8 protein-coding genes and 1 pseudogene are annotated in these 11,149 nt (G+C 72.2%); 5 read left to right on the forward strand and 4 right to left on the reverse strand.

The window, feature by feature from the left end; translation table 11 throughout:
- Positions 1–143: 143 nt before the first annotated feature.
- The gene (gene tatA, locus ACFVGO_RS11360) at positions 144–467 is read right to left on the reverse strand and encodes a Sec-independent protein translocase subunit TatA (RefSeq protein ID WP_380631419.1); all 324 of its coding nucleotides are present in this window, start codon (positions 465–467) and stop codon (positions 144–146) included.
- A gap of 259 nt (positions 468–726) precedes the next feature.
- Here tatA and ACFVGO_RS11365 point away from each other — a divergent pair, with 259 nt between their 5' ends.
- The 3 genes from ACFVGO_RS11365 to ACFVGO_RS11375 all read left to right on the forward strand — a co-directional run bounded on the left by ACFVGO_RS11365 (position 727) and on the right by ACFVGO_RS11375 (position 4,526).
- Positions 727–1,935: an agmatine/peptidylarginine deiminase gene (locus tag ACFVGO_RS11365; protein ID WP_380631420.1), complete on the forward strand. Its 1,209-nt coding sequence runs from the start codon at positions 727–729 to the stop codon at positions 1,933–1,935.
- 87 nt (positions 1,936–2,022) lie between these two features.
- On the forward strand, positions 2,023–2,820 hold the full coding sequence (locus tag ACFVGO_RS11370) for an urease subunit gamma (RefSeq protein ID WP_380631421.1): 798 nt from the start codon (positions 2,023–2,025) through the stop codon (positions 2,818–2,820).
- A complete protein-coding gene (locus tag ACFVGO_RS11375; protein WP_380631422.1) occupies positions 2,817–4,526 on the forward strand; it encodes an urease subunit alpha in 1,710 nt (569 codons plus the stop codon). Before ACFVGO_RS11370 ends, ACFVGO_RS11375 begins: the two co-directional genes overlap by 4 nt.
- A gap of 112 nt (positions 4,527–4,638) precedes the next feature.
- Here the strand turns inward: ACFVGO_RS11375 and ACFVGO_RS11380 are convergent, their stop codons facing one another.
- On the reverse strand, positions 4,639–6,699 hold the full coding sequence (locus ACFVGO_RS11380) for a phosphocholine-specific phospholipase C (RefSeq protein WP_359898960.1): 2,061 nt from the start codon (positions 6,697–6,699) through the stop codon (positions 4,639–4,641).
- 250 nt (positions 6,700–6,949) lie between these two features.
- On the opposite strand from ACFVGO_RS11380, the gene ACFVGO_RS11385 reads away from it, so the two are divergent.
- Complete coding sequence (locus ACFVGO_RS11385; RefSeq protein ID WP_380631423.1) at positions 6,950–8,314, forward strand: cytochrome P450; 1,365 nt, start codon at positions 6,950–6,952, stop codon at positions 8,312–8,314.
- A gap of 51 nt (positions 8,315–8,365) precedes the next feature.
- Here ACFVGO_RS11385 and ACFVGO_RS11390 read toward each other — a convergent pair.
- A pseudogene (locus tag ACFVGO_RS11390) lies at positions 8,366–8,479 on the reverse strand (family 1 glycosylhydrolase); the annotation flags it as partial.
- Positions 8,480–8,628: 149 nt separating this feature from the next.
- Entirely contained in the window at positions 8,629–9,594 is a 966-nt protein-coding gene (locus ACFVGO_RS11395; RefSeq protein WP_359898956.1) for a helix-turn-helix transcriptional regulator, read from the reverse strand.
- Between the two features lie 289 nt (positions 9,595–9,883).
- Between ACFVGO_RS11395 and ACFVGO_RS11400 the strand changes: the two genes are divergently transcribed.
- Positions 9,884–11,128, forward strand: a complete 1,245-nt coding sequence (locus tag ACFVGO_RS11400; protein ID WP_380631424.1) for a hypothetical protein — start codon at positions 9,884–9,886, stop codon at positions 11,126–11,128.
- The last annotated feature ends 21 nt before the right edge of the window (positions 11,129–11,149 follow it).

Genomic DNA, 11,149 nt, shown 5'->3' on the forward strand with positions numbered 1-11,149 from the left:
TTGTCAGCGCCGGAGGGGGGGGGTGGGGGGGGTGTTTCCTGGAACCGGCACCCCAAAAAGGGGGAAACCCCCCCCCCCCCACACCGGTGGGGGGGGAGCTCCGGCTCTCGGACGTCCCGGGCGGTACGCGGCCGACGGGACGGTCAGGGGTGCCGGGCCGGTTCGGCCGGACCGCCGCCGGACGGACCGCCGCCACCGGAGGGGGCCGTGCCTGACCGGCCGGTGCCTGACGCGGCTCCGCCCGGCAGGGTCCCGCCGGACGGGGTACTGCCGGACTGGCCCTCGCCCGCCGGGGCACCGCCGGGCGGGGCCGCCTCCTCCCGCAGGGCCGCCGTCTCGGACTTCAGGATCCGCATCGACTTCCCCAGTCCGCGCGCCATGTCGGGCAGCTTCTTGGAGCCGAACAGCAGCACCAGCACGGCCACCGTCACCAGCACGTGCCAGGGTTCCAGACCATTGCGCAGCATCGCCGCCTCACCCGGCCTTTCATCGTCGTGACCGGGCCGTCCGTTCGGCGGCCCGGTCGTCTCGGGGTGGTTTGGGTGACTTCACCGTAAAGCTTGACTGATTTTTCAGTCAATGCGAGAGTTCAGTCTCGGTGATGCCGGACGACCCCGTCCACCGGGACGACCTCGTCCACCGCCCAACCGGCGCCGCGCGACCGCTCCCCCGGAGCCCGCCCCTTCCGCCGAACCGGAACCACCCCCAGCCCCACCGGAGTCCAGCGTGTCCCAGCCCTCCCTCGCCCGCCGCACGGTACTGCGCTCGCTCGCCGGCGCCGGCGCCATCGCCCTCGGTGCGACCGCCTGCGCCGCCTCCGGCGACGACCCGGCCGACTCCGCGGCCCCGACTGCCTCCGGCACCCCCGGCCAGGCGCCGACGCAAGCGCCCGCACAGCCCCCCGCGTCCACCCCCGCCCCGGCACCCGCCCGCGGACGCCGGCTCGGCGGCGAGTGGGAGAAGCACGAGCGGACCTTCATGGCCTGGCCCGCCTCCGAGAACGTCTGGGGCGAACAGCTCGGGGCCGTCCGCCGGGACATCGCCTCGGTGGCCAGGGCCATCGGCGAGCGCGAACCGGTGGTTCTGCTCGTCCGCCCCGGCCAGGAGGCGTCGGCCCGCAACACCTGCGGCTCGGACGTCGAGCTACTCTCCGTCCCCGTCGACGACCTGTGGGCCCGCGACACCGTCCCGGTCTTCGTGGAGGAGGGCGGAAAGGTCCAGGGCGTCGACTTCAACTTCAGCGGCTGGGGCGGCAAGCAGGAGCACACCAACGACGGCCGGATCGCCCGCACCGTCCTGGAGAAGTACGGGATCGAACGGATCGAGACCCCGGTCACCGCCGAGGGCGGCTCCTTCGAGACCGACGGCGAGGGCACGCTGCTGGTCACCGAGAGCTCCGTGGTCAACGAGAACCGCAACCCGGGCCGCACCCGCGACGAGATCGAGGCGGAACTCAAGCGGGTGCTGGGCCTCACCAAGGTGATCTGGCTCGCGGGCGTCAAGGGCAAGGACATCACCGACGCCCACGTCGACTGCCTCGCCCGCTACGCCGCCCCCGGGGTCGTCCTGCTGGACCGGGCCTTCCCCGGCACCCCGCCGGACGTCTGGTCCCGCTCGGCCGACCAGGCCCGCGCCGTCCTCGCCGAGGCCACCGACGCCGCCGGCCGGAAGCTCAAGGTGATCGAGATCGGCCAGCCCGACCCGGACCGGATCACCGGCCGGGGCGACGCCTTCGTCTCCTCGTACATGAACTTCTACATCGGCAACAAGGGCGTCTACCTGCCGAAGTTCGGTGACGCCAAGGCCGACGGCCACGCCCAGGAGGTCTTCAGGGACCAGTTCCCGGGCCGCGAGATCGTCCCCCTGCCGATCGACACCATCGCCGGCGGCGGGGGCGGCATCCACTGCGCCACCCACGACCAGCCCGCCGGCTGACCCCGCCGTCCCGCACCCGTCCCCCTCTGTCCCGCACCGTCCCGCACCGTCCCGCACCGTCCCGCACCGAGGGAGAACGGAACCCCTGTGCAGCTGACCCCCACCGAACGCGACCGGCTGCTGATCTTCACGGCCGCCGAACTCGCCCGCGCCCGCCGCGCCCGCGGCCTGCGGCTCAACGTCCCCGAGGCCGTGGCGCTCATTTCGGACACCGTCTGCGAGGCCGCCCGCGACGGCCTCCGGCTGGCCGAGGCCGTCCGGCGGGGACGCTCCGTCCTCGCCGCCGACGATGTGCTGCCCGGCGTCCCCGACCTGGTCACCGAGATCCAGGTCGAGGCCGTCTTCGAGGACGGCACCCGGCTCGCCGTCATCGCCGACCCGTTCGGCGGCGGCACCCTCGGCGCGGCCGCGCCGGGCGCCGTCCTCCACCACGGCGACCCCGGCGGCGGCACGAGCGGCCACGGCCACGGCGACGGCCGCACAGCGCCCGGGCCGGAGCCCGTGCACACCCTTACCGTGCGCAACACCGCGGACGTGCCGATCTCGGTCACCTCGCACTTCCACTTCTTCGAGGTCAACCCGCGGCTCGCCTTCGACCGCGCCGCCGCCTACGGCACCCACCTCGCGGTACCGGCCGGCTCCTCGGTGCGCTTCGACCCCGGCGCCACCGTCGAGGTCGACCTGGTGCCGATCGGCGGCGAGCGCGTCGCGATCGGTTTCGCGGGGCTGGTGGACGGCCCGCTGGACTCGCCGCGGGCACGGCAGGAGGCCCTGCGCCGGGCGGCCGAGCAGGGCTACCTCGGAGCGGCCGAACAGGGCCGCTCCGGAGCCGCCGAACAGGGCCGCCCCGGAGCAGTCGACGACGGGCAGGAGAACCAGCCGTGAGCAGCAGCATCGAAGCGTCCGAGTACACCGCCGTGCACGGCCCGCGCGCCGGGGACCGGGTCCGGCTCGGCGACAGCGGTCTGGTCGTCCGGGTCGAATCCGACTCCCAGCGGCCGGGCGACGAGTTCCTCGTCGGCTTCGGCAAGACCGCCCGCGACGGCCTGCACCTCAAGGCCGCCGCCGTCCGGGACACCTGCGACCTCGTCATCAGCAACGTGCTGGTGATCGACGCGATCCAGGGCATCCGCAAGACCTCGATCGGCATCCGGAAGGGCCGGATCGCCTCCATCGGGCGGGCCGGCAACCCGGACACCCTGGACGGCGTGGACGTGGTCGTCGGCACCGGGACGGCCATCGTCTCCGGCGAGGGCCTGATCGCCACCGCCGGCGCCATCGACACCCATGTCCACCTGATGTCCCCGCGGATCATGGAGGCCTCGCTGGCCTCCGGCGTCACCACCGTCATCGGCCAGGAGTTCGGCCCCGCCTGGGGCGTCGGCGTCAACTCGCCCTGGGCACTGCGCCACGCCTTCAACTCCTTCGACGCCTGGCCCGTCAACATCGGCTTCCTGGGCCGCGGTTCGTCCTCCCACCCCGCCCCGCTCGTCGAAGCCCTCGCCGAGGGCGGGGCCTGCGGCTTCAAGGTCCACGAGGACATGGGCGCGCACACCCGCGCCCTGGACACCGCGCTGTCCGTCGCCGAGGCCCATGACGTCCAAGTGGCCCTGCACACCGACGGGTTGAACGAGTGCCTCTCGGTCGAGGACACCCTGAGCGTCCTCGACGGGCGGACCATCCACGCCTTCCACATCGAGGGCTGCGGCGGCGGGCACGTCCCCAACGTGCTCAAGATGGCCGGCGTGCCGAACGTCATCGGCTCCTCCACCAACCCCACCCTGCCCTTCGGGCGGGACGCGGTGGCCGAGCACTACGGCATGATCGTCTCCGTCCACGGTCTCAAGACCGACCTGCCCGGCGACGCCGCGATGGCCCGCGACCGCATCCGGGCCGGCACCATGGGCGCCGAGGACGTCCTGCACGACCTCGGGGCCATCGGCATCACCTCCTCCGACGCCCAGGGCATGGGCCGGGCCGGCGAGACGGTGCGCCGCACCTTCGCCGTGGCCGGCAAGATGAAGGCGGAGCGCGGCCCGCTGGAGGGCGACGGCCCGGACGACGACAACGAGCGCGTGCTGCGCTACATCGCCAAGCTCACCGTCAACCCGGCCATCGCCCACGGCCTCTCCCACGAGGTCGGCTCGATCGAGATCGGCAAGCTCGCCGACATCGTGCTGTGGCAGCCGGCCTCCTTCGGCGCCAAGCCGCAGCTGGTCCTCAAGGCGGGCTTTCCCGCCTACGGCGTCACCGGTGACCCCAACGCCGCCACCGAGACCTGCCAACCGCTCGTCCTGGGGCCCCTGTTCGGCGCTCACGGCGCCACGCCGGCCGACCTCTCCGTCGCCTTCACCAGCCGCGCCGCCGCCGAGTCCGGCACCCGGGACCGCCCCTACGACACCATGACCACCCGGCGCCGCCGCGTCGCGGTCCGCCACACCCGCGGGATCGGCCCGCGCGACATGGTCCGCAACACCCGCCTCGGCGAGGTCCTCGTCGACTCGCGCGAGGGTCTCGTCACCCTCGACGGCACGCCGCTGCGGTCCTCCCCCGCCGAGGAAGTCCCGCTGAACCGGCTGTACTTCCTCTGAGCCGCCCGCACTCCGCCGGCCTCCGTCGGGCAGCCGCCCGCCGTCCGAAGAGGGCCCGCACGGCGCCGCCCCGGGCACCCTCGTGCCCGGGGCGGCGCCGTGCGCGGTGCCGTCAGTAGGTGACGATGCCCGGGTCGGAGAGGCCGGGGGCGCCGGTCTCGACGTGGCCGGCGAGGCGGCGCACGAAGTCGGCGGTCGCGCCCGAAGTGACGGTCACGTCGTACCAGTTGCGGCAGGCGCTCAGGTCGACGGTGCACGTGACGGTCGCACCCCGGCGGACGGTGAGGGCCTGCGGCGTGCCGCCGTAGGCGTTGGTGAGGGTCAGCACGACGTCCGCGGCGCCCGCGTTGGTGAGGGTGAGGTCGAGGTTGCCGGTGGTCGCGTTGTGGCGGGCGGCGACCTCGGGCCCGGCGGTCTTGCCGGGGTTGCGGAAGCGGCGCAGGAAGCCGTTGGGGCCGAACACGGTGAGGTCCGTGACGCCCTTGGAGTACGTGGTGTTCCAGGCGTCCGCGATCGTCCGGCCCGCCTCCGTGGTGTACGTCCACGGACCGTCGGTGCGGTTGGGCGAGGTCACCAGGAACTGGGCGCCCGCCGCCGCGCCCGCGCTGAAGGTGAGGCGGTACTTGCCCGCGGCGGTGTCGGCCGCCCCGTCCACGTACGGCGCGTACGCCAGCGGGCGGGTGGGCTTCGCGCCCGCCTCCTGCTTCGGCATGGTGCCGGTGGCGGGCGGGGTGGGCACGTAGTCCGGGTGGCGGTTGCGGTCCGCCGGGGCGTAGCCGGCCGTCGAGGGGAGCGCCGCCGCGGTCGTGTTCGACGCGGTGAAGTCGAAGGCGGAGGTCAGGTCGCCGCAGATGGCGCGCCGCCAGGGCGAGATGTTGGGCTCCTGGACGCCGAAGCGGCGCTCCATGAAGCGGATGATCGAGGTGTGGTCGAAGGTCTCCGAGCAGCTGTAGCCGCCGGTGCTCCAGGGCGAGACGACCAGCATCGGGACCCGCTGGCCGAGCCCGTACGGTCCGGCCGAGTAGCCGATGCCGCCGCCGAAGTAGTCGGCGGTGGTCGCCACGGTGGACAGGCCCTGCGAGGCGGAGGAGGGCGGGAACGGCGGCACGACGTGGTCGAAGAAGCCGTCGTTCTCGTCGTAGGTGATGAACAGCGCCGTCCTGGCCCACACGTCGGGGTTGGACGTCAGCGCGTCCAGCACCTGGGAGACGTACCAGGCACCGTAGTTGGCGGGCCAGTTGGGGTGCTCGGTGAAGGCCTCGGGGGCGGCGATCCAGGAGATCTTCGGCAGGGTGCCGGCCTGCACGTCGCGCCGCAGGTGGTCGAACAGGCCGTCGCCCGCCTTGGCGTTGGTGCCGGTGCGGGCCTTGTCGTACAGCGGGTCGCCCGGCTTGGCGTTGCGGTAGTTGTTGAAGTAGAGCAGCGAGTTGTCGCCGTAGTTCCCGCGGTACGCGTCGCCGATCCAGCCCCACGAGCCGGCCGCGTCCAGTCCGTCGCCGACGTCCTGGTAGATCTTCCAGGAGATCCCGGCCTTCTCCAGCCGCTCGGGGTAGGTCGTCCAGCTGTAGCCGGCCTCCTGGTTGCCGAGGACCGGACCGTTGCCGGCGACCCCGTTGCCGGTGCAGCCCGTCCACATGTAGTAGCGGTTCGGGTCGGTGGAGCCGATGAACGAGCAGTGGTAGGCGTCGCAGATGGTGAACGCGTCGGCGAGCGCGTAGTGGAAGGGGATGTCCTGGCGGGTCAGGTAGGCCATCGTGGTGGCCGTCTTGGCGGGCACCCACTGGTCGTACTTGCCGCTGTTGAAGGCCTTGTGGCCGCCGGCCCAGTCGTGGTTGAGGTCCTGGACGAACTGCATCCCGAGGTCGCTGACCTGGGGCCGGAACGGCAGCACCTCCCGCTTGAGGCCGTCCGTCTGGTGCCACACCGAGCTGCCGCTCGGCAGGGTGACCGGGCGGGGGTCGCCGAAGCCCCGGACGCCCTTCAGCGCCCCGAAGTAGTGGTCGAACGAACGGTTCTCCTGCATCAGCACGACGATGTGCTCGACGTCCTGGAGGGTGCCGGTGCTCCCCTGCGGGGCGATGGACGCGGCGCGCGCGATGCTCTGCGAGAGCGACGAGAACGCGACGGTGGCACCGGCGAGTTGGAGGAAGCGACGACGATTCAGCTCTGCCATGGGTGGATTGACCTCAGCATGTCAGGAGGGTGGAGGACGGCGCCCCCAAGGACAGCGCGCGCGGGGTACCAACCGGCGGCCCGTTCATGACCGGCCGCCGTACGGCAGACGAACGCATCAAGTTGTACGGACAAGGTGTGAATCCGCTTCCGTGCGCCGTGAAGTCCACCAGCGCGCCCCGGTGCGAAGGGTGCGCAGGTGGTGCGCCGGACCGCAGACTGGGTCCCGACCCCTCACCGGAGGAACGACGATGCCCACCGCCAGCCGACCACCGGCCCCTCCCGTCGCACCCGGACGGCTCCCGCTGATCGGCCACGCGCTCGCACTGTGGCGGCGTCCGCTGGAGTTCCTCGACAGCCTCACCGCCTACGACCCGATCGTGGCCACCCACCTCGGCCCGAAGCCCAGCTATGTGCTGACCGGCCCCGACCTGGTCCACCGCGTACTGGTCACCGAAGCGGCGAACTACGCCAAGGGCCGCTCCTTCGACAAGCTCCGCCCCTACCTCGGGAACGGACTCGCCACCTCCGAAGGGGCCTTCCACCTCCGCCAACGGCGCCTGGTGCAACCGGCGTTCCACCACCAGCAGATCGCCCACTACGTCGACACCATGGCGCGGCTGGCCGCCGAGCGCGCCGACTCCTGGCGGCCCGGTCAGGTGGTCGACGTCACCCGGCAGATGCTGGAGCTGTCCCTCGCCATCGTCACCTCGACGCTGTTCTCCACCTCCCTCGACGCCTCCGCCGCCGCCGAGATCCGCCACGCCATGCCCGTCGTCCTGCACGGCATGTACACCCGGGTGCTGGACCCCACGAACCTGTGGCACCGGCTCCCCACACCGGGCAACCGCCGCCGCGCCGACGCCCACGACCGGCTGCGCCGCGCCATCGACCACCTGATCCACGCCGACCGGGCCGACCGGGCCGACCGCACGAGCGGGCGACCGGACCTGCTGTCGATGCTCCTGCAGGCCCGGGACGCCGACAGCGGCGAGGCCATGACCGACCGCCAGCTCCACGACGAACTCATCACCCTGCTGGTGGCCGGCACCGAGACCGCCGCCGGCGGGCTCGCCTGGCTCTTCCACGAACTGGGCCGGCACCCGCACCTCGACCGGCGACTCCACCAGGAGCTGCACGACCACGCCGTACTCCCCCTCACCGCCGACCAGTTGCCCCGGCTCGGCCACACCCGTCGCGTCGTCGACGAGGCCCTTCGGATGCGCAACCCCGGAGGCATCACGATCCGCCGCGCGATCACCGACGTCGAACTCGGCGGCTACCGCTTCCGCGAAGGCACCGAGTTCATCTTCAGCGCCCTCGTCCTCCACCGGAACCCCCGGCACTTCCCCCATCCCCTGCGCTTCGACCCCGACCGCTGGCTGCCCGACCGGCCCCCCGCCCCGCGCGGCGCGTTCGTCCCCTTCGGCGCCGGCCACCACCTGTGCATCGGGGAGGCCTTCGCGCGCACCGAGATGCTGACCGTGGCCGCGACCGTGGCGAGCCGCTGGCGGCTGACGCCCGCCCCGGGAGCACGGGTCCGGGGCGTCATGACCAGCACCAACCACCCCGACAACCTCCTCATGACGGTGGAACCGCGCCCAGAAGCCGACTGAACCACCCGCACCGACCGGAAGCCGACCGGAAGCCGACCACCCCGAACGGCGGGCCCGGTGCGCGGCGATCAGGTCGCGGTACCAGCCGTACGAGGCCTTCGGGGTGCGGTGCCGCGTCGCGAAGTCGACGTGGACCAGGCCGAAGCGCTGGCGGTAGCCCTCGGCCCGTCGAACAGCCTGTCGTTCCATCCGTGACGGTACTCCGCCAAGTCGTCGAGGAGAAGGTCGGCAAGCCAGCCGGAGGTACGGACCGGTGACGGGCAGCGCCGGCCGAAGCGCCGCCGCGTCACGGCGCGCGTGCGGTGCCGCCCGGCTCAGAGCCAGCCGCGACGGCTCGCCTGGACGCCGAGCTGGAAGCGGGTCCGCGCGCCGAGCAGCTCCTGGAGACGGGTGATGCGGCGGGCCACCGTCCGCTCGCTGACGCCGAGTTCGCGGGCGATCGACTCGTCGGTCAGGCCACCGCTGAGAAAGCTGAGGAGCCGCCGGTTCTCGGCGGTGGCAGTCGTCGCGAGATCGTCCCCCGTCTCGGCGGCGGGCAGCGGGACGGCGATCTGCCAGAACGACTCGAAGATGCCGATCAGCGCGTCGAGGAGGTCCGACCGCTGCACGAGGATGTGGTGGCGGCGGTCCCAGTCGCTCGCGGGAGGACACACCAGGGCGAAGCGGTCGTCGCACACGGCCATGTTCAGCGGAACGTCGGGAAAGACCCGTGCTCGCTCGCCGAGTTCCACGGAGGTCCGGACGGCCGCCCTGGCGGCCCGGTCGCGCAGGACGTGGGATCCGTAGACGACCGAACACGTGACGCCGCGTGCCAGGGCGTCCCGACTTCCCGGGGCCAGGGTGTTGGACTGCGCCGATCGGCCGGTGTAACCGATGGTCAGGGCGCGGATCTGCTCGGTGGCCTCGTCGTAGAGCCGCCGGACGAGTGCGCTGCGGGCCGCCGCCGTCCGGGCGATCTCGATGTAGTCGGCTCCTCCGACGTGGTGGTCGCGCCAGAAGCGGGACAGCTCCTCGATGCCGCTGCGCAGCGCGGCGAGTTCCCTGCTGCGGCTCTCCACCACCGCGTCGAGGGCAGCCCGCGGGGGGCGGGCGACCAGCTGCGGTCCGTCCGGTTCCACCAGGCCGAGCCCGGTCAGTTCGCCGATCGCGGTGCTCATGGCACGCGAGCTCACGCTCAGGGCGCTCGCCAGTTCCGGCACCGCCGCCGGGCCGCGCTCGACGAGGGCGAGGTAGGCATTCTCGGCCGTTTTGCTGATATCTATACCAACAATCGAATGCATATGCCAATTCTCGCACGTACGGTCCCCACCGGGCGAGTGCCGTCGGACACAGCGCCCCGCGTCCGTTTCAGCACGGTGGGCGCGGTCGTCCGGTGCTCCCCGAGGACGTGGTGGTCCGGCGCTCTCCGAGGACATGTGGGACCTGTCTGCTTCCTGCCATGCCGGATTTCGACACAGCGAACTCTTCAGTAACAGATCCGTTCCTCGCAAACTCTGCATACGGCACAGCCGACCGTTCCCCCCTCCGCCGGAAACCCCCATGTCGTCTCGCACATCTAGGAGTTCACTCGTGAAGAAGACCCTCGCCTGGGCCGTCACCGTGGTGACGGCGGCGACCTGCACCCTCGGTGCCGCCCTGCCGGCCGTGGCCGCCGACACCACGACGCCCCCCGCCGCCACGTCAGCCGCCGTCACCTCCGCCGCCCCCGGCTCCACGTTCGACACCTCCCGCCTCTCCCCGGACCTGAAGGCCCTCGCCGACCAGGCCCTGGCCCAGCTGCCCGCCGACTGGCAGCAGCACCGCGATGCCGCCACGGCCGCGTTCGGCATCCACGACACCCAGTGGGCCGCCCTCCGCGACAGCGTCATCAACCCGGGTGACTACCAGTGCGAGAGCAACGCGCTGAGGGACTACCAGCGCACCCTGCTCCAGGGCGCCAACTTCGAGCCGCTCTTCTTCCTCTACTTCCTGGGCGTGTTCGACATGCCCACCTACGACGCGCTGTACTTCGGCAGCGAGTCGAAGTCCAACACCTTCGGCGTCAACGGCGAGTACACCAACGAGCTGACGTCCGAGAGCAAGGACCTGAAGAGGTTCTGGGACATCCACTCCGACGACATCCAGCTCGTGCCGATGCACGGCCGCGAGCTCTTCTCCTCCCCGGAGCGGCTGGCCCCCGTGGTGAGCCTGATGTACGGCATCCCGGAGGAGAACCGCAAGGTGGCGCTGGGCCTGGCCTCGCTGATCATCCACGTGATCAACCTCGACCCGGTCCTCCAGGGCGGCGACAACCCGTTCTTCACCCTCAACGCGTTCGCCTTCTCCGAGAAGGGCGCCCCGCACCCGGCGGGCATCGGCGACCGCATCGTCATGGGTGACGGCATCCTGGAGGCCATGCGGGCCATCGGTCTGGGCACCACCGCCCCGCGCGCCATCCTCGCCCACGAGTTCGGCCACCACGTGCAGTACGAGGACGACCTGATCGGCGACCGGGACGGCACGCCGGAGGGCAGCCGCCGCGTCGAGCTGATGGCGGACGCGTACGGCACCTACTTCCTCACCCACTCGCGCGGCGAGGCCCTCAACGCCAAGCGCCTGCTGGACTCCGAGAAGTCCTTCTACCAGGTCGGCGACTGCGCCTTCTCCAGCCCCGGCCACCACGGCACCCCCAACCAGCGCTTCGCGACCGCCTCGTGGGCCGCCGGCGTGGCCAACGACGCCGCCAACCAGGGCCACATCCTGCCCTCGCTGACGTTCGACGCGCTCTTCGAGACGAAGCTCCCGGACCTCGTCAAGCCGGACGCGACGAACTGAGCACCCCGAACGACCGGTTAC

The sequence above is a fragment of the Kitasatospora sp. NPDC057738 genome (assembly GCF_042798815.1).
Classification (GTDB): Bacteria; Actinomycetota; Actinomycetes; order Streptomycetales; family Streptomycetaceae; genus Kitasatospora; species Kitasatospora lactacystinica.

Excerpts from the sequence above, each read along its gene's own strand:
- ACFVGO_RS11385 (WP_380631423.1), top strand. The coding sequence starts at position 6,950 with ATGCCCACCGCCAGCCGACCACCGGCCCCTCCCGTCGCACCCGGACGG.
- ACFVGO_RS11380 (WP_359898960.1), bottom strand. The coding sequence starts at position 6,699 with ATGGCAGAGCTGAATCGTCGTCGCTTCCTCCAACTCGCCGGTGCCACC.
- ACFVGO_RS11395 (WP_359898956.1), bottom strand. The coding sequence starts at position 9,594 with ATGCATTCGATTGTTGGTATAGATATCAGCAAAACGGCCGAGAATGCC.
- tatA (WP_380631419.1), bottom strand. The coding sequence starts at position 467 with ATGCTGCGCAATGGTCTGGAACCCTGGCACGTGCTGGTGACGGTGGCC.